18 protein-coding genes are annotated in these 17,261 nt (G+C 60.4%); 8 read left to right on the top strand and 10 right to left on the bottom strand.

Annotated elements, in window-relative coordinates; all coding sequences use genetic code 11:
* Window positions 1-148 precede the first annotated feature (148 nt).
* The 6 genes from nhaA to KVG85_RS14345 all read left to right on the top strand — a co-directional run bounded on the left by nhaA (window position 149) and on the right by KVG85_RS14345 (window position 4,424).
* Window positions 149-1,336: a Na+/H+ antiporter NhaA gene (gene nhaA / locus KVG85_RS14320; RefSeq protein ID WP_076566267.1), complete on the top strand. Its 1,188-nt coding sequence runs from the start codon at window positions 149-151 to the stop codon at window positions 1,334-1,336.
* Between the two features lie 123 nt (window positions 1,337-1,459).
* Window positions 1,460-1,729 carry a hypothetical protein gene (locus tag KVG85_RS14325; protein ID WP_076566264.1) on the top strand — a complete coding sequence of 90 codons (270 nt, stop codon included), beginning with the start codon at window positions 1,460-1,462 and terminating at the stop codon, window positions 1,727-1,729.
* A complete protein-coding gene (locus KVG85_RS14330; protein ID WP_217864194.1) occupies window positions 1,726-2,466 on the top strand; it encodes an ATPase in 741 nt (246 codons plus the stop codon). Before KVG85_RS14325 ends, KVG85_RS14330 begins: the two co-directional genes overlap by 4 nt.
* A 201-nt stretch (window positions 2,467-2,667) precedes the next feature.
* Window positions 2,668-3,891 (top strand): colicin E3/pyocin S6 family cytotoxin, encoded by a 1,224-nt coding sequence (locus KVG85_RS14335; RefSeq protein WP_217864195.1) that lies wholly within the window; start codon window positions 2,668-2,670, stop codon window positions 3,889-3,891.
* Between the two features lie 7 nt (window positions 3,892-3,898).
* Complete coding sequence (locus KVG85_RS14340) at window positions 3,899-4,144, top strand: colicin E3-like toxin immunity protein (protein ID WP_203421017.1); 246 nt, start codon at window positions 3,899-3,901, stop codon at window positions 4,142-4,144.
* Window positions 4,131-4,424, top strand: coding sequence for a pyocin S6 family toxin immunity protein (locus KVG85_RS14345; RefSeq protein WP_264083046.1), 294 nt, complete (start codon window positions 4,131-4,133; stop codon window positions 4,422-4,424). Before KVG85_RS14340 ends, KVG85_RS14345 begins: the two co-directional genes overlap by 14 nt.
* Before the next feature lie 73 nt (window positions 4,425-4,497).
* Here the strand turns inward: KVG85_RS14345 and KVG85_RS14350 are convergent, their stop codons facing one another.
* From KVG85_RS14350 to dinG, 6 genes are all read right to left on the bottom strand, one after another.
* Complete coding sequence (locus KVG85_RS14350; RefSeq protein WP_016771369.1) at window positions 4,498-4,962, bottom strand: outer membrane lipoprotein; 465 nt, start codon at window positions 4,960-4,962, stop codon at window positions 4,498-4,500.
* Window positions 4,963-5,142: 180 nt separating this feature from the next.
* Window positions 5,143-5,790 carry a pyridoxamine 5'-phosphate oxidase gene (gene pdxH, locus KVG85_RS14355; protein ID WP_130902007.1) on the bottom strand — a complete coding sequence of 216 codons (648 nt, stop codon included), beginning with the start codon at window positions 5,788-5,790 and terminating at the stop codon, window positions 5,143-5,145.
* A 24-nt stretch (window positions 5,791-5,814) separates the two neighbouring features.
* Window positions 5,815-6,918: an OmpA family protein gene (locus KVG85_RS14360; RefSeq protein WP_217864196.1), complete on the bottom strand. Its 1,104-nt coding sequence runs from the start codon at window positions 6,916-6,918 to the stop codon at window positions 5,815-5,817.
* A 113-nt stretch (window positions 6,919-7,031) separates the two neighbouring features.
* A complete protein-coding gene (locus tag KVG85_RS14365) occupies window positions 7,032-8,177 on the bottom strand; it encodes a serine hydrolase domain-containing protein (RefSeq protein WP_217864197.1) in 1,146 nt (381 codons plus the stop codon).
* Window positions 8,178-8,387: 210 nt separating this feature from the next.
* Window positions 8,388-10,856, bottom strand: a complete 2,469-nt coding sequence (locus KVG85_RS14370; protein WP_217864198.1) for a beta-galactosidase — start codon at window positions 10,854-10,856, stop codon at window positions 8,388-8,390.
* A gap of 95 nt (window positions 10,857-10,951) precedes the next feature.
* On the bottom strand, window positions 10,952-13,096 hold the full coding sequence (gene dinG, locus KVG85_RS14375; RefSeq protein WP_024011911.1) for an ATP-dependent DNA helicase DinG: 2,145 nt from the start codon (window positions 13,094-13,096) through the stop codon (window positions 10,952-10,954).
* Window positions 13,097-13,195: 99 nt separating this feature from the next.
* Here dinG and KVG85_RS14380 point away from each other — a divergent pair, with 99 nt between their 5' ends.
* Window positions 13,196-13,660: a CopD family protein gene (locus KVG85_RS14380; RefSeq protein ID WP_016771373.1), complete on the top strand. Its 465-nt coding sequence runs from the start codon at window positions 13,196-13,198 to the stop codon at window positions 13,658-13,660.
* Between the two features lie 200 nt (window positions 13,661-13,860).
* Here the strand turns inward: KVG85_RS14380 and KVG85_RS14385 are convergent, their stop codons facing one another.
* The 4 genes from KVG85_RS14385 to KVG85_RS14400 form a co-directional block, all read right to left on the bottom strand.
* Window positions 13,861-14,619, bottom strand: coding sequence for a collagen-like triple helix repeat-containing protein (locus tag KVG85_RS14385; protein ID WP_122698367.1), 759 nt, complete (start codon window positions 14,617-14,619; stop codon window positions 13,861-13,863).
* Window positions 14,612-14,893, bottom strand: a complete 282-nt coding sequence (locus tag KVG85_RS14390; protein ID WP_016771375.1) for a DUF1145 domain-containing protein — start codon at window positions 14,891-14,893, stop codon at window positions 14,612-14,614. The genes KVG85_RS14385 and KVG85_RS14390 overlap by 8 nt, the downstream gene beginning before the upstream one ends.
* Before the next feature lie 160 nt (window positions 14,894-15,053).
* Complete coding sequence (locus KVG85_RS14395; RefSeq protein ID WP_217864199.1) at window positions 15,054-15,776, bottom strand: PA1041 family peptidoglycan-binding anchor lipoprotein; 723 nt, start codon at window positions 15,774-15,776, stop codon at window positions 15,054-15,056.
* A gap of 90 nt (window positions 15,777-15,866) precedes the next feature.
* Window positions 15,867-16,562, bottom strand: coding sequence for a PA1041 family peptidoglycan-binding anchor lipoprotein (locus tag KVG85_RS14400; RefSeq protein WP_024011908.1), 696 nt, complete (start codon window positions 16,560-16,562; stop codon window positions 15,867-15,869).
* Window positions 16,563-16,761: 199 nt separating this feature from the next.
* Between KVG85_RS14400 and KVG85_RS14405 the strand changes: the two genes are divergently transcribed.
* Window positions 16,762-17,259, top strand: a complete 498-nt coding sequence (locus tag KVG85_RS14405) for a DUF6231 family protein (protein WP_039762620.1) — start codon at window positions 16,762-16,764, stop codon at window positions 17,257-17,259.
* Window positions 17,260-17,261 lie beyond the last annotated feature (2 nt).

A 17,261-nucleotide genomic window follows, 5' to 3' on the forward strand; every position in this document is an offset into this window, starting at 1 on the left:
AATGTGTCAGGCAACTGCTAGGCTCAGTGCTGCCCGTACCAGACAGCCTGTAACGACATATAACAAAAAAGAATATAACTTTTGTTTTAACAACTAACGGTACGGGTTAGGGTGTTTCACCTTTTTCTTGATTCGATGGAGAGCGACCTTGCCTCTGCGTAGCACTTTCACGCGTTTCTTTCAGTTGGAAGCCGCCAGCGGTCTGCTATTGATCGCCGCAGCCGTTCTCGCGCTGATCATCAACAACTCACCGCTGTCGTGGCTGTACACCGGCCTGCTCGACACTCCTGTGGTGGCGCAGATCGGCGCGTTGAAAATCGCCAAACCCCTGCTGCTGTGGATCAACGACGGCCTGATGGCGATGTTCTTCCTGCTGATCGGTCTGGAAGTGAAACGCGAAGTGCTCGACGGCCAATTGTCCAAGCCTTCGCAGATCGTCCTGCCCGGCGCAGCGGCGATCGGCGGCATGCTGGTGCCGGCGCTGATCTACTGGTTCCTCAACCGCGACAACCCCGCCGCCCTGAGTGGCTGGGCCATTCCCACCGCCACCGATATCGCCTTCGCCCTCGGCGTACTGGCGCTGCTCGGCAAGCGCGTGCCGGTGTCGCTGAAACTGTTCCTGATGACCCTGGCGATCATCGATGACCTCGGCGCCATCGTCATCATCGCAATCTTCTATTCCGGCGAACTCTCGACCCTGTCCCTTGGCCTGGCGGCTGCGTGCATTGCCGCGCTGGTGGCGATGAACCGGCTCGGCGTGGTCAAGCTCGGGCCGTACATGATCATCGGCCTGATCCTCTGGGTCTGCGTGCTCAAGAGCGGTGTCCACGCGACACTTGCCGGTGTGACTCTGGCGTTCTGCATTCCCCTGCGCACGAAAAACGCTGAATCGTCGCCGCTGCTGACCCTCGAACACGCGCTGCACCCGTGGGTCGCCTACGGCATCCTGCCGCTGTTCGCCTTCGCCAACGCCGGCCTGTCACTGAGCGGCGTCACCGTCGAAAGCTTCACCCACGACGTACCGATGGGCATCGCCATCGGCCTGCTGCTGGGCAAGACCATCGGCGTGTTCGGCCTGACTTGGCTGGCGGTCAAGATCGGCATCGCCGCCCTGCCCCAAGGCGCCAACTGGGGCCAGGTCCTCGGCGTCGCGATCCTCTGCGGCATAGGCTTCACCATGAGCCTGTTCGTCGGCTCGCTGGCCTTCGAACCCGGCGTGAGTGATTATGCCGGCATGGATCGCATGGGCATCCTCACCGGCTCGATCCTCGCGGCGGTGATTGGTTATGCGGTGACGGCGGCGGCGAGTCGCAGGGGTACGATACAAGCTTCCTGAAGTTTGTTCCGGCGAATGGCACAGCCCTTCAACAGACGAGGGGCTTGGCTGTAAACCTTGCAAATGTGCTATATCTTGCGCAAGAAACAGCCATCTACTCTTTACACCCTTTTGGAGTCATTCATGTCGCGCAAAGCCGAAAAACGCCCAATGACTGATGATCAGATTGCTGTTCAGGAGTCACGAATTCCTGACATCGCTTTAAAGGCCTTCAGCAATGCCTACAAAATGGCGCTCGCAAACGGCGCAGCGGTGCTTGTCGCTAAAGATGGTCAACTGCTTGAAGTGACCGAGAAGACTTCCATCGTTTTGCGGTCGATTGGCGCCTACGGCAATCTGAAAAGCGGAACGCGTCTGCACATCAATAAATCTTCAAAACAGGTTACTTCTTGAGCACACCGAGAATACGGATATTTGCGGGACCGAACGGATCCGGGAAAAGCACATTCAATCGACTTGTCCCTGCGCACCTGCTGGGCAACTACATAAATCCTGACGACATCGAGCGCTCAATCAAAGATACCGGTTACTTTGATTTCGGTTCTTATCGCATCGAAGCACATAAGGCGGAGCTTTTCGACTTTCTCCGTGCTCACCCCCTGCTGAAAAAATCGCCTCGTTCGCAGGCAAAGCTTGATGACCTCGCAATTGATGGAATCCGGCTCAACTTTTCGAATACTGAAATCGACTCGTACGTTGCGTCGGCACTCTGCGACTTCATCCGTAGATCGTTGATAAAAGAACGCATCAGCTTTACGTTCGAAACCGTCATGTCCTCCGCGGACAAAGTCAGCCTCCTCGCTGAAGCGAGTAAATCCGGCTATAGGGTCTACGTCTATTACGTGGCGACAGCGGATCCGCAGATAAATATTGCGAGAGTTGCATACCGCGTTTCCCGAGGCGGGCATAACGTTCCTGCTGAAAAAATTGAAGCTCGATACTGGCGATCTCTCGAGCTTTTATCCGAAGCTATTCTGGCCTCCAATCGGGCGTATATTTTCGATAACTCTGATGAAGGCAGTGAAGACCTGACGCAGATAGCTGAAATTACGGATGGAGAACTGATCGAAATCAAATCAGACACTCAACCGCCGTGGTTCAAGCAGTTCGTGCTGGATAAATTGCTTTAGATTCATTTCGAAATTCACATTGCCAATTGGTAACGATGAGTTTGCGTAGCAGACTGCTCCACGTCTCTGCGGCAGACCTCGTTCAAGTCGAACAATCCCCACGTCATTAGCGACCCGTCCTACAGCCACACTTTCCCCGCTTCGATAACGTCGTGCAGCCCCTTTCCGAGGGGCTGTCGATGATGAACGAAGGGACGATCAGTGGCGCGGAACAAGGACATTCCCCGGGTGCAAAACCCGCCGGAGGGCGACGGACATCACGTTACCTGGCGGTATATGACGGCCGCCGAACTGGCCGAGCGCGAAGCCGGGCAAAACGCTTACGACGCGATGCTGGCGCGGCAGGAGGCGTTCGAGCGCAGCCGTGACGTGGCTGCGAAAAAACCTGAAGCCGTGCGTGCCGGCTGTGTATTCGCCAAGTCCTGCAAGTTGCCGGATGCGATTATCGATTACAGCAATCCTTCCGGCATGGTGCCGACCGACAGCCTGAAGGATTACGGCGAGCTGATTCTGCTCGGCGCTCGCGAAGCCGACGCAAGCGGCGGCATTCCTCTCAAGAAAATCAGCGCCAACGCCATCCCGGTCGGGTTCGGCAGTCTGGCCCTGGCAGGCTCGGCTTTTGAAGTGCTACCGGCGCTCGCCTCCCCTGCGGCGGCGGCGTCTTTGGTGGGGCTGGTTGCGCTTTTGATGCCATCCAGCCTGGGCGACAGCGCGCTCTACACCGATGAGCAACTGAGCACACTCAAACAAGCCCGAACCCGCGTGCGCCTGCGCGTCGAGCAACAGGCCGATGGCAGCCTCAAGGGATACGGCTTCTACACCGGCAAGAACCGCGATTGGGAAATGGTCAATGTCGTGCAGTTCATTGCACGCGGCGACCGGTTCGTTGCGGATCTGGGTGAAGGCGTCGAACTGCTCTGGACCCCGGCGGTGGATGGCTCGGACATTCTCGGCATTCCAGCACTGGAGGCCGCACCGCAGGCACCGCATATCTGGGTGTATCCACCGACGAAGGCGGCGGACGGGATACTGGTGAATCCGGTTTATCCGCCGGAGTATCGGGATTTTATTTTGGTGTTTCCCGCGAGTTCGGGAGTAAAACCTTTATATGCTGTATTGAACACAACACGGAAAGGGTTGGCGCCTGTAGGACATAGCTACCATCAACCACCGACAACAGAGCAAATAACCGCTTTTCCAGACTTGAAAAAAGTCAAAGACAAAAATCCGGTTCAAGGCGGTGGTGGACTTCGTAAGCGTTGGACTGATGCTAAGGGAAGGAGAATTTACGAATGGGATTCGAGACATGGAGAGTTAGAAATGTACAGAGACGATGGAGCTCACCTGGGAGCCTTTGATCCCTACACAGGCGAACAACGCGAAGGTCCGATAAAAGAAAGAAGCATCAAAAAAAGATATTTGTGAGGTAACTATGGGACTGCAATTGAGACTGGAGTGGTACGACACGAAAACCTTGGAATTTCAGGGTGAGGAGTCGTCAAAAGATCTGGGAGATGATGAATCGGTGTTGAATGCTTTGAGCATCCCGGTGGAAGGCACCATAAATAACGGTAGTTTCAATGTTGTGGAACAGTGGCTCGATGTAATTCAGCCATATTTTCAACATCAGATTGCTCTCCCAAAAAACGACTACCAAATCTCGTTTGACTACAGTTAACACCGACAGACAGGAAGTTTTTCACCTAATAAACTTCCTTTCCATCACCGGATTCTTCCCTGACGAAGTTCAAGATGACTCCTTGCAATTCGAGCTGGATATCACAGGCAGCGAGATGAATGAAAAAGTGGCCCAGCTCATTGAATCCAAGCCCTTGGATGAGGTGGAACCCGGCGAGCTGTTGTTGACTCAGGATCAGGTAACCGCATTGGAAACCCTGCTCAACGTCAGTTTTCCAAAGGGCCTCGAATACTTCATGGGCACCTGCGCCACATACTGAATGAGCAATTCACAAACAAAGAAAAACCCCGACCAGTCACCTGATCGGGGTTTTCTTTTACCCAGCTTCCCGCTTAGTGCGAAACGCGGCTGGTTCCGCCAACGGTGGAGATCCGTACCCGCTCGCCAACGCGGAATACTTCATTCTCCTGAACCTGCTGCACATAGGCGCGCATGCTGCCGTCGTCTTCGCGGACGGTGATTTCCACGCCCTGGGTGCGGGTCAGGCCTTCTTCGGTGGCCGAGCCAAGCAGGCCGCCGGCCACTGCGCCGATGACCGCAGCGACGATGCTGCCCTTGCCGCCGCCGATGGCGCTGCCGCCGACGCCGCCGACCACGGCGCCTGCTGCGCCACCGATCGGGGTCTTGGTGCCTTCGATTTTTACCGGTCGCAGGGATTCGATGGTGCCCATGCGAATCGTCTGCACACGACGCGCTTCGTCACGGGAGTAGGAGTCGCCGGTGAGGCTCGATTGGCAGCCGGTCAGCAACATCGCCATCGTCGAAAAGGAAGCAACCAGCAGAACAGACTTACGCATAGCATCAACTCCAAAAGAACATGTGTTCATTAAACCCCGTGGCCTGGCGCCTGTCACGACACCATCCGGATTAAATTGGCTTCCATTCAGGCCTGGTACAGATGCCCGCAAGCGTCCACTCAAGGTAGCGTCAAATCAGCGATCCTGCGCCATCCGCGTTTATCTCGCTCGGTAGACTGCTCAGGGTGCCAGTCGTTCCAGAATCCACTCGGTGCCCTGGAGGCGGTAGTTGAGGCGATCGTGCAGGCGGCTCGGCCTGCCCTGCCAGAACTCGATGCGCTCGGGCAACAAGCGGTAACCGCCCCAGTGTTCCGGGCAGTGCGGCTGGCTGTCGCTGAAGCGTTGCTCGGTGGCCTTGAGCAAATCTTCCAGTTCGCCACGACCGTTGATGACCCGGCTCTGCGGCGAAGCCCATGCCCCGAGGCGGCTGCCCAAGGGACGCACTTGATAATAGGCATCGGACTCTTGCGCCGTGACCTTGACCACCCGCCCTTCGATGCGCACCTGGCGCTCCAGGGTTGGCCAGAAGAAGGTCATGGCGGCAAACGGGTTGGCCGCCAGATGCTGGCCCTTGGCGCTGTCGTAGTTGGTGAAGAAGGTGAAGCCCTGCTCGTCCAGGCCCTTGAGCAACAGAATGCGACAATGCGGACGACCGTCGGCATCGACCGTGGCCAGGGTCATGGCATTGGCTTCTACCGGCGCCTGCTCGGTTTTCACCGCATCGGCGAACCACTGGTGAAACAGCGCAAACGGCTCGGCCGGGGCTTGCGCCTCGGTCAAACCGTCACGGGTGTAGTCGCGACGCATATCGGCCAGAGCCTGGGTCATGGCGGATTCCTTTTCGTTAGCGGATCACTTCTTGGCAGCGTCGGCTGCGGCGACTTTCTTGTCGGTCGCGGCGGCTTTGGCTGGTGCAGTCTTTTTCGCTGGAGCCTTGGCCGGGGCCTTCTTCGCCGGAGCCTTGGCGGCGGTTTTCTTGGCTGGCGCCTTTTTCGCCGCCGGCACAGCGGCTTTTTTCGCCGCAGGCGCCGGGGTAACCGGTTTGGCCACTGGCTTGACGTCTTGCGCGGCGACCATCGTTACAGGTTTCGGCGCCGGCATGTTGTATTTGCTCAGCAGCGCAACCATGGTGTTTTGCGGCGTCACCAGAAGTTCGACACGACGGTTCAAGGCACGGCCTTCAACGCTGTCGTTGGCCGCACGCGGCGCTTCGGAACCCATCCCGCGCAGCATCAGGCGATCGCGCTGCAAGCCGCTAAGGCGGAAGATCGCCGCCACCGATTGCGCACGCTCCTGGCTCAGTTTGACGTTGGCCGGCGCAGCACCGCTGGTATCGCTGTGACCGAGCACCAGCACTGCGGTTTTCGGGTCGGCTTCAAGGATTTTCGCTACGCGAGTGAACGGGCCAAGAGTGACCGGCAGCAGCATCGCCGGGCGGTCCGGGTTGAACGAACCTTCCACCGGCGCCGTCACCACCAGTACGTTGTCGCGACGTTCGAGTTGCAAGTTGCTGTCCTTCACCGCTTCACGCAGACGCGGTTCGTAGTCATCGAGCCAGGCTTGAGTCACCTTCGGATCGGGCATCGGCACGGCTTTGGCGGTCGGTTGATCCTTGCCGCCGAACGGCCACCACCATTTGCCATTGGACTGCGCCTCGGCTTTGGCCACTTCGACCGGTTTGGCTTCGGGTTTGACCTCGGCTTTCAGATCAGCCTTGACCGCTTCGTCGCTGGAACCGAACGGCCAGTACCACGGGTTGCTGCTTTCGGCCTTGGCCACTGGCGCAGTCGACGCCGGTTTCAACGGGGCTGGGGCTGGGGCCGGGTCTTTGGCCGCGACTTTGTCGGAAGAACCGAACGGCCACCAACTGCTGCCGTCCGCATCGTTTTTCGGGGTCTGTGCGCAACCGGTGATCGCTACACACAGGGCCAGGGCGAGGGTCTTTTTAGATGACATTAAAAATCCACAAGGTGAAGTAATGAAAAATCAGAGCACTTTCGCCCGGATAAACAGCCGTTTTGAAACGAAAATCCCTTCGAGGTTCCGACCCTGGAACCTCTGTTGAAGCTTTACAGACAAGTGGCAAGCACCCGCGCCAGCTTTTGCGCGCGCGGATCCATCAAAACGTAAGGCCCCAGGGTATTTGTCACGAAACCGAAAGCCACATCGTGCTCAGGATCAGCAAAACCGATCGAGCCGCCCGCTCCCGGATGGCCGAACGCGCGTGGGCCGAGGCCGTAGGTGGCGTTGGGCACGTCCGGTTGATCGAGCATGCAGCCGAGGCCGAAACGGGTGCGCGTGAGCAAGGTCTTGTCGTCGCCGAGGCTGTGCTCGCGGGTCAGCTCTTCGAGCATCTCGCTTTCGAGCAGGCTGCCGTCGAGCAGGCCGGCATAGAACCCGGCGAGACTGCGCGCGTTGCCGTGGCCGTTGGCCGCAGGCTGCTGCATGCGTCGCCATTCCGGCTTGTTGGTGCTGGTCAGCACGGACGGCGGATTGGTGAAGGCGCGGGTGGTCATCGCCGTCGGTTCGCGCATGGTCACTTGCAGCAGAAGCTGGGCCGCAGCGTCGCCGGCGTTGCCCTTGCCACGGGCGATATGCGCCACGCGATGAAATTCTTCGTCGGCCAGGCCCACATGGAAATCCAGGCCCAACGGTTTGGCGACCCGAGCGACGATCGACTCGCCCGGCCCACGACCGTCGGCGCGGCGCAGCAATTCGCCGACCAGCCAGCCGTAGGTGATCGCGGCATAACCGTGACCGGTGCCGGGCGTCCACCATGGGGCTTCGGCCGCGAGGGCGTCGACCATGGTTTGCCAGTCGTAAAGGGCTTCAGGCGCGAGTAGTTCGCGCAGCGCCGGCAGGCCGGCCTGATGGCAAAGCAATTGGCGCAGGGTGACGGACTCTTTGCCGGCGGCGGCGAATTCCGGCCAGTAGCGGGCAACCGGGGCGTCGAGTTGCAACTTGCCTTCGGCCACCAGTTGCAGCGCGGTAACGGCGGTGAAGGTCTTGGTGCAGGAGAACAGGTTGGCGATGGTGTCGCTGTGCCAGGCTTCGCTGCCGTCCTTGTCGGCGGTACCGGACCAGAGGTCGAGGACGGTTTCTCCACCGACCTTGATGCACAGGGCTGCGCCGCGTTCCTGGGAATCGTCGAACAGTGCGGCGAAAGCCTCGCGCACCGCTTCGAATTGAAGCTCGTAATGTCCCTGAATCTGCACCCGCAACTCCCCCGCGAAAACGCTCTACAAAGTGGCCCGCATTGTTCCAGCCCTTGAGGGATTTGGGAACAGGCGCGGGCCAGACGGTTGATCGGCAATTTGTGTTGATCCCTTCGCGAGCAGGCTCGCTCCCACACTGGATCTCAACAGCAGCGCAGATCCCCTGTGGGAGCGAGCCTGCTCGCGAAGAACGATAACGCGGTCTGAAACCTAGTGACCATTCCCCGAATGCCCACCCGCCTGTGCAGCCCCCGGCGCTTTGCCAGCCTCGGCCTTGCGCCCGCCTTCCACTTCCGCCGCCGGGCTTTTGTGCGCCTCCTTGCCCAACTGCTCCAGCGCCTGCAGATTGCTTTTACGCACCGCCTCGACAAAGCCCTGATACGGCAGGTCAGTGACCCCGACCAGACCGAAATGGCCGTTCTCGCCGTCGAGCAAACGCCCGGTCACCGGTTGGTCGAGATACTGGAACCAGTGCACGCCGACAATCGACGGTTCGCTCAGCGCCTGTTTGAGGAAGTTTGCATAGGCCGGACCGCGCTCTTCTTCCTTGGCCAACTGCGTCACGCCGCCCCAGAACGGCCCTCGGTCAGCCGAGCCGAAGTTGAATTCGGTGATCAGCACCGGTTTGTCCAGCGCCGTCAGCGCGGCGAAGTCGTAGCCGTCCTGCGGCTTGAGCGTGTACATGTTGAAGCTCAACACATCGCAGTACTGCGCGCAGGACGCCACGGCTTCAGGCGTACTGATAGCGAAGCGGCCGCCAAGCAGCATCTGGTTCGGCGCGTGCCATTTCAGCGAATCGGAAATGGTCTTGAAATAGGTATCGGCGAAGACCTTCTGGAAGTATTTGAAATCCGCTTCGATCTCCGGATGCTCCGGGTTCGGCAGTGGCGGCACGAAGCCTGGATCTTCCATCAACTCCCACGCCGGTAGCTCGATACCCCAGGCCTTGGACAGTCCGGCCTGATTGCGGTACTTGTCACGCAATTGCTTGAGAAAGGCGCGTTTGGCCGGCACGTCGGTGGTCATTTTCAACGTGCCGTAGGCCAGCGCGTAGCGAGCCTTCGGATCGTCGCCAGGGCCAGCCCAGGCCAGTTCGTTGTCGGCGTAATAACCGATCAGCCACGGATCGTCACGGTGATCGCGGGCGGCAATGGCCACGGCGCGCTCGGTGGCCATGGCGAAACGCGGATCGAACGGATCCGGCATGCCGCCCCACCAATCGCTGCCGGTGCTGATGCTGGTGTAATCGCCGACGATCGACAGCGGCAAGGTGTACGGCACGCGCTCAGCGTCAGCCAGCGACGGCGCGCTCCAGTTGCCAACCGTGTTGAAGCCCCAGGCTCGCAGCCGATCGAGGGTATGCCGGGTCCAGCGCTCTTCATCAATTGCGGCTGTGCACGGAGTGGTTTGCGTGCTGGACGCTTGCACCGCATCAGTCTGCGCCGCTTCGGCAATACCGGATTTTGGCTCGGCAGGCACCGCTGCAGGTTCAGCAGCCTGCACCGAGCCGGCCTCAGCCGCCCCCGCCTTCGCCGCTTCGGCAATCCCGGCCTTGTTGTCGCTGTCGGCCTTGCACGGTTCGCCGTACAGGCGTTGCAGATTGGCGCCATAGAAGTCGTACCAGCGGCCGTTGCCGTAGCCACGGCCCTGATCGGCACCGTTGCCGCCACGGTTGTCGCCCTCGCCGAAATGCGCGGCCAGCGGGTCGTCGTTCTTCGGCAACGATTCGAACATGTACTCACGACCAGCGACGTAGGTCTGGTTGACTTGCGGGCTGACGGTGTTGACGCCCAGCGAATAGAACGGGTGGCCTGCAGGCGTCACCAGATACCAGCGGCCATCGCGTTTTTCCGTGCGAAAGAAACCGCTGGCCTTGAACGCCGGGCCCTTGTTCCAGCCGCCGAACTTGTCCAGCGAAGCCTTTTCACGCTCGGCCAGCCATGTATTCAGCTGTTGCTGCTCTTTGCTGGCGGCGCTTTTCAGTTGCTCGTCGCTGCTGACTTTTTCCGGCCATTTACTGCGGGTTGACTGACCGTATGCGTCGACCAGATTACCGTACACCGCGCGCGTCACCGACTCGCCGTCCTGCACGCCGAAACGCTCGAGCAACAGGCTCTGCGCAACTTTCGGCTGATCCATCGACAGACTCACCGAAACCACTTGGCTGCGGTCGATCTCGCCGGTGCTGCTGGCCAGCAGGATGCGTTGGCCATCAACGGTCATCGGCATCGGCGGCCCGGCTTTCATGCCCTGGCTCAGTGGCGTCGAAGCCACCAGCGGCACCAGCAAGGTCTGCGCGGGGCCGGCCGGCAGATCGACGCGGCTGACCAGAGTGCGGCCATCGTTGCTCTGGATCTGCACATAAACCGTCACCGCCCAGTTCATCGCACTCTGCAGACGCAGAGTCATCATGCCGGACTGCGACCAGTCCCAAGCGCCGGTCTGCGGAGTCAGGCGCAAGGTCGGCCGGGCGACCGGGTTGAACGTCACCCGGCGCAGCACTTCGCCTTCGGCGGTCTGTTCGGCATTGGCCTGGGGCAGGTCGGCGTTTTCCGTGGCGACCTTGACCACGTCGGCCGGGCGTACGAAGTTGAACAGCGTCTGCTGACCGGCGGGCGCGGCCAGCAACGGCGCGGCAAAGATCATGGCGAAAACAGCGGGCAACGAACGGCGGATCATAAGAACGGAGTTCTCCCTAACGACCAGTCAAGGCCAGTGGAAAAGCGGTGGCAGAGAGATAGACAACGCGGCGGGCCAATCGGCCCACCCCTGTCTCAGGATATTTCACGACGGAAAGGTGGCAACGCATTGAGGATCGCCTTGCCGTAGCGCTGGGTGACCAGACGCCGGTCGAGCAAGGTGATGGTGCCGCGGTCTTCTTCGGTGCGCAGCAGACGCCCGCAGGCCTGAACCAGTTTCAGCGAGGCATCGGGCACGGAGATTTCCATGAACGGATTGCCGCCACGCGCCTCGATCCACTCCGACAACGCGGCCTCAACCGGATCATCGGGCACCGAGAACGGAATCTTGGCGATCACCACGTGCTCGCAGTAGGCACCCGGCAAATCGACACCCTCGGCAAAACTGGCAAGGCCGAACAGCACACTGGAATCACCGCCATCGACTCGCGCCTTGTGTTTGTTGAGGGTTTCCTGTTTCGACAGGTTGCCCTGAATGAACACTTGCTTGCGCCAGTCGCGGTCGAGACCGTCGAACACGTCCTGCATTTGCTTGCGCGAGGAGAACAGCACCAGCGTGCCACGGGAACCTTCGACCAGATCGGGCAGTTCGCGAATGATCGCCGCCGTGTGGGCGGCGGCGTCGCGCGGGTCGGCCTTCAGGTCCGGCACGCGCAGCACGCCGGCATCGGCATGATGGAACGGGCTTGGCACCACCGCTGTGACAGCTTTTTTCGGCAGGCCGGCGCGCATGCGGAAACGGTCGAAAGTGCCCAGCGCCGTCAGCGTCGCCGAGGTCACCAGGCAGCCGTAAGCGACGTTCCATAAACTGCGACGCAAGGTTTCCGCCGCCAGAATCGGGCTGGCGTTGACCTCGATGTCGAACAGCGAGCCGCTTTCGGCCAGGGTCAGCCAGCGCGCCATCGGCGGACTGTCTTCCGGGTCTTCGGCGGTGAACGCGGTCCACAATTCCCAGTTGCCGGAAGCGCGGGACAACAGGCTGCCGAACAGCGGATACCATTCTTCGGCCTGATTGCTGGCGATGCCGATATTGACCTCGCCATCCATGCCTTCCTTGAGCAGGTCGGTCAGGCGTTGAAACAGGTCGTTAAGGCGCGAATAGCCTTTTTTCAGCTCGATGCCCATCTCGCGCATGTCCTCGGGAATCACCCCGCCGACAAAGCGATGACGCGGGCGCTCGCGGCCTTCGACGTCTTCGCCGGGCTTGAAATCGGCGATCTGCTCACACGCGGTGAACATGAACTGCTGCTGGGTCTTGATCTCCCGTGCCAGCTCCGGCACCTGCTCGATCAGCTTGCCGAGATCGCCCGGCAACGGATGCTGGGCCAGCAGCTTGGTGAGGTTCTTGGCGGTGGTCTCCAGCCAGTCGGCGGTGGAGCGCAGGCGCGTGTAGTGAGCGAAGTGGCCGATGGCCTTGTCCGGCAGGTGGTGACCTTCGTCGAACACGTAAATGGTGTCGCGCGGATCCGGCAGCACGGCGCCGCCGCCCAGTGCCAGGTCAGCCAGGACCATGTCGTGGTTGGTGACGATCACATCGACCTTGCCCATGCCTTCGCGGGCCTTGTAGAAGGCGCACTGGCCGAAGTTCGGGCAATGACGGTTGGTGCACTGGCTGTGATCGGTTGTCAGGCGCGCCCAGTCGGCGTCTTCCAGCGCGTTCGGCCAACTGTCGCGGTCGCCGTCCCACTTATTGCCGGCGAGCTTTTCGATCATGCTGGTGAACAGCTTCTGACTGGCTTCGTCGACTTCGATCTTGAAGCCTTCTTCCTCGAACAACTGAGCGGTGGCGGTTTGCGCGTGGCCTTCCTGCAAGAGCATGTCGAGCTTGGACAGGCACATGTAGCGGCCACGGCCCTTGGCCAGGGCGAAACTGAAATTCAGCCCGCTGTTGCGCATCAGGTCAGGCAAATCCTTGTAGACGATCTGCTCTTGCAGGGCGACGGTCGCGGTGGCAATCACCAGACGCTTGCCGGCCAGTTTCGCCGTAGGGATCGCCGCCAGGCTGTAGGCCACCGTCTTGCCAGTACCGGTGCCGGCTTCCACCGCGACAATCGCGGGGTCGCCACTGCGCCGGCCTTCGTCATCGGTATCGATGTCACCGAGCACCTTGGCGATTTCGGCGATCATCAGGCGCTGGCCGTAACGCGGCTTGAGGCTCTTGGCCTCTAGAAAACGCGAATAGGCGCCCTGGATCGTGGTTTTGAGTTCAGTGCTGATCATTGAGTGTCGGGCGCTGGAAACGCTGGATAAATTTTCAGTAGTTTGGTTCGGCGGCTATCATACCTGCCTAATCGATCCTGCGCAGAACGGAGTGCCCGAATGACACCTTTTAGCCTCGTTTACCCCCTGCATGTCCTTGCCGCTTTGGTGTGGGTTGGCGGCATGTTTTTCGCCTGGATGGTCTTGCGCCCTGCGGCTGTGAAGGCTCTGGACGGCCCCGCTCGCCTGACCCTGTGGGTGGAAGTGTTTCAAGGTTTTTTCCGTTGGGTCTGGGTCGCCGTGATCCTGTTGCCGATCAGCGGCGTGGGCATGTTGCATCTACAGCAGGTCGGCTTCGAGACCGCGCCGAAGTATGTGCAGGTGATGATCGGTTTGTATGTGGTGATGACGGCGCTGTTCATCCGCATTCAGGGGCTGATGCTGCCGGAGTTGCGCAAGGCGGTTGAGGCGAAGGATTGGCCGGCGGGTGCGGCGGTGCTGGGGCGGATTCGCCGGGTGGTGGGGCTTAATCTGCTGGTCGGGTTGGTGCTGGTGGCTGTGGCTGCGGCAAGACCGATGCTCTGAATCGCACTCTTGTTCTGCTGTGAACACAGTTGTGGCGAGGGGATTTATCCCCGCTGGGTCGCGAAGCGGCCCCGCTCTAAAAATCAAAAGCGGGACTGCTACGCAGCCCAGCGGGGATAAATCCCCTCGCCACATAATTTCACTCACCAAAGATCTTCACTCACCAAAGCATTTTATTGATCAGAGAGTGGGTCGCAGTTTTAGAGACGTTGCACGGTAACCGAACCCGCCGCTCCCTCCGGCCCAGGCTGGCCATCCGCGCCGGCCTTGCCGTTCTTGCCGCCATCTGCGCGGTACACCAGGCAGCCCTTGGATTTGCCGCCCTTCCCTGCTTTACCACCGACACCCGCCGGGCCGCCGGCGCCGCCAGCCACGTTGACCTTGATCAGCTCTGCAGGGAAATCCCGTGGTACGGCGAGTCGCACCAGCGCACCCGGCGCGCCTGGCTGACCATCGCTGCCGTCACTGCCATCGGCACCGTGGCCGGCCGAGCCATAGGTGCAGCCCGGATCTTCACCGTTGCCGCCATCGAGGCCGACGAACCCCGGCGCGCCCCTGCCGCCACGGGCATCGACCGTCAGTTGCGGCGCGCTCAGGGCCTGGAATTGCAGATTCAGATTGCGCCCGGCCCGGGCCGCTTTTTCATAAGTGCCGGGGGCGCCGCGCGCGGTGATCTGGCTGCCCTCGCTCAACTCAGCGCGCTTGACCTTCACTTCCAGCGCTTGTTCAGCCGGAACGATAGCAATACGTGCTTCGTGGCCCAGGCGCAGTTCATCAATGTTCAATTCAGTCACGTTGGACGGGATCAGCAAGGTGCCGTAATCGGCGACTTCCAGTTTCTCCAGTTGCAGCGTGCTGGTGGTGTTGGGCAAGCGCATCAAAGAATTGCTTTGCACGTTGACCACTTGGGCGCAGGCCAGTGGACTGATGAATGCAGCGAGCAGGCAGAGTTTACGCATGGGAAGAAGCCTCCGGAGCGGCCGGGGCCGGGATGGTTTGCAGGTGGAAAACACCGAACAACAGGATGCGGCCACGATCACGCCAAGGGTGCGGACGACCCTTGAGGCTGCGGTTGCACAGCAGCACTTCGAGGAGATGAATCAGCAACAACAGAGCGCCGGCCAGATTGACCAGCAGATGCAGCGGATGGACAAACGGCACCAGTTGATTGGCCAGTACCACGCAGCAGAACAGCAGGGTCAGCAAACGCCCCAGCCCCCAGAACACCTTCATACGCTCCCCCGTGTTGCGAATTATTCTTTGCACGCACAGTACCGGCTTCTGCGGGGGATAAGCCAGAGGGAAAAATGAATTTTGTGCAAACGCTGATGAAATGGCTGCCGGGGCGACGATCTCGACCCGGCAGCTCTAGTCTGCGTACTACAGACGCTTTCTATCGATTGATGTGCAGCTCGACCCGGCGATTTTCCGCGCGGCCTTCATCGGTGGCGTTATCGGCGACCGGCTCACTCTCGCCTCGGCCTTCGCTGGTGAGTTTGTTCGGCGCCAGGCCTTGACTCAGCAGGTACGCGGCGACACTGCTCGCGCGCCGCTCGGACAAAGCCTGGTTATAGGCGTCCGAGCCTTTGCTGTCGGTATGGCCGATGACCTTGATGCTGACCACATCGGCATTACGCAGTTTGTCCATCAAGGTGTCGAGCTGGGCTTTGGCCGCCGGGGTCAGATCGGACTTGTCGAAATCGAACAGCACGTTGCCGGCATCGCTCAAGGTGATCACTTCGGTTTGCGGCGCCGGTTCGACCGGTTTGACTGCCGCCGGATATTGCGGCAGCGGGCAGCCACGGTGATCGACTTCGGTATTTTCCGGTGTGTCCGGGCAGCGGTCGCGGCGGTCAAAGACGCCGTCGCTGTCCTCGTCGCCATCCTGGGCGTAACAGATCAGCCCACCGGTGACGATACCCAATGCCGCGCCGCCACCGGCCCAGCCAGCGCTTTCAATGGCGCCAAGACCGCCGCCGACCAAGCCGCCAAGCAGGCTGCAGATCGGCCACGTACGTTGATTGAGGGGGGCGGTGCCATCGCTGTGAGTGGCACAACCGGTGAGCAAGCTGCCAAGCAGCAGCACCGGCAAGACGGACCTTGAGAAAACACGCATTTGTGAACGCTCCTGTGTACCGGCCCATACCGGTTACTCAGGAGTAAAGACCCGCATCCGCGACTGCACAAGCCGCGGATGCGAGAGGGGCTAGCGGACGATTTTGATTTCGGTACGACGGTTCTGCGCGCGACCATCGGCCGACTTGTTGTCAGCCACAGGCTGGCTTTCACCAAGGCCCGACACCGAAACGAAGCTGGCACGTGGCACGCCCTGCTGGATCAGGTATTCAACCACCGAGTGCGCACGACGATCCGACAGTTTCTTGTTGTAGGCATCGCTGCCGACACTGTCGGTGTGACCGGTCACGGTCAGTTGCGCGGTAGAGGATTCCTGTTTCAGGCGATCGGCGACCTTGTCCAGCACTTGCTTGTCAGGGCCGGTCAGCGTGGCTTTGTCGAATTCGAAATGCACATCACGAATGACGATAGTTTCTTCCTTGACCACAACCGCTTCTTCGACCACTGGCGCAGGCGTCGGTGGCGGGCAACCGTCAGCGTCGACCTGCACGCCTTTTGGTGTGCCCGGGCACTTGTCGCGACTGTCCGGCACGCCATCGCCGTCTTCATCGCCATCACCATGCACCCAGCAATAGGCCGCTGCCGTGCCGCCAACGAGCAGCGCACCGTAGCCGGCCCACGAAGCGCTTTCCGTCGCGCCGAGACCGGCACCGACCACACCGCCGACCGCCGCACAGGTCGGCCAGTCGGTTTTCTGCAAACCTGCACAACCAGTCAACACACTGGTTAGCAGAACCAAGGGTAATGCTGTCCGAACTATGCTCATCTAGTTTTCTCCTGAGGGATCGGCTTAAAACCGATTCAGGGAGTAAAGACCGGAGTTTTAATCTCCGCCAGCAATAGGCCACCGCTGTTTGCGACCGTGTTCACAGGGGTTTGCCTCTTTTGGCGAAAACCGCCGCCACCGGGCGCTTTGCCGACGCGGTCTGGCAGGCTAGTCTTGGCGGTCTGACTGAGGAGCTTCGATGAACGCCGCCATTTCTTCGCGCACGCCACAACAGGCGTTGGCCGCTTTGCTGGATCGCTACGCCCCGGCCCGACTGCTGCTGATCGGCGCCAGCGAATTTCCCGCCTTGAGCGCTTTCAAGGACGCGCATCCAGACACCGTGGTCGCCCATGCCGCACCCGGCGCACTGCCGGCTGAGCTGGCCGCGCAACGCTTCGATCTGGCTCTGGTAGTCGATTGCCTGGAACATTTGCCCAAGCGCGACGGCCTGAATCTGTTGGGCGGCATCCGCAATCTCAACGCCAGTCGCATCGCGGTGCTGGCGGATCTGGCGGCCAGTGGCTGGCAGGAAACCGATTTCTATTCGCTGGCCCTGCAGGCCAGCGAGCGTTTCCAGCGCGACGAGCAGGTGCTGACCCTGTTCACCTACGATCTGCTTGACTACAAACAAGTCCCGGACTGGCTCAATTCACGCTTCTGGGCCAATCCGGAAAACTTCGGGAAATACTGGTGGTAATG

Source organism: Pseudomonas triticicola (assembly GCF_019145375.1).
In the GTDB taxonomy this organism is placed as follows: Bacteria; Pseudomonadota; Gammaproteobacteria; order Pseudomonadales; family Pseudomonadaceae; genus Aquipseudomonas; species Aquipseudomonas triticicola.

What these genes read in the sequence shown, in the direction of transcription:
- KVG85_RS14325 (WP_076566264.1), top strand. Translation starts at nt 1,460, where the DNA reads ATGTCGCGCAAAGCCGAAAAACGCCCAATGACTGATGATCAGATTGCT.
- KVG85_RS14340 (WP_203421017.1), top strand. Translation starts at nt 3,899, where the DNA reads ATGGGACTGCAATTGAGACTGGAGTGGTACGACACGAAAACCTTGGAA.
- KVG85_RS14350 (WP_016771369.1), bottom strand. Translation starts at nt 4,962, where the DNA reads ATGCGTAAGTCTGTTCTGCTGGTTGCTTCCTTTTCGACGATGGCGATG.
- pdxH (WP_130902007.1), bottom strand. Translation starts at nt 5,790, where the DNA reads ATGACCCAGGCTCTGGCCGATATGCGTCGCGACTACACCCGTGACGGT.
- KVG85_RS14360 (WP_217864196.1), bottom strand. Translation starts at nt 6,918, where the DNA reads ATGTCATCTAAAAAGACCCTCGCCCTGGCCCTGTGTGTAGCGATCACC.
- KVG85_RS14370 (WP_217864198.1), bottom strand. Translation starts at nt 10,856, where the DNA reads ATGATCCGCCGTTCGTTGCCCGCTGTTTTCGCCATGATCTTTGCCGCG.
- dinG (WP_024011911.1), bottom strand. Translation starts at nt 13,096, where the DNA reads ATGATCAGCACTGAACTCAAAACCACGATCCAGGGCGCCTATTCGCGT.
- KVG85_RS14380 (WP_016771373.1), top strand. Translation starts at nt 13,196, where the DNA reads ATGACACCTTTTAGCCTCGTTTACCCCCTGCATGTCCTTGCCGCTTTG.
- KVG85_RS14385 (WP_122698367.1), bottom strand. Translation starts at nt 14,619, where the DNA reads ATGCGTAAACTCTGCCTGCTCGCTGCATTCATCAGTCCACTGGCCTGC.
- KVG85_RS14390 (WP_016771375.1), bottom strand. Translation starts at nt 14,893, where the DNA reads ATGAAGGTGTTCTGGGGGCTGGGGCGTTTGCTGACCCTGCTGTTCTGC.
- KVG85_RS14395 (WP_217864199.1), bottom strand. Translation starts at nt 15,776, where the DNA reads ATGCGTGTTTTCTCAAGGTCCGTCTTGCCGGTGCTGCTGCTTGGCAGC.
- KVG85_RS14400 (WP_024011908.1), bottom strand. Translation starts at nt 16,562, where the DNA reads ATGAGCATAGTTCGGACAGCATTACCCTTGGTTCTGCTAACCAGTGTG.
- KVG85_RS14405 (WP_039762620.1), top strand. Translation starts at nt 16,762, where the DNA reads ATGAACGCCGCCATTTCTTCGCGCACGCCACAACAGGCGTTGGCCGCT.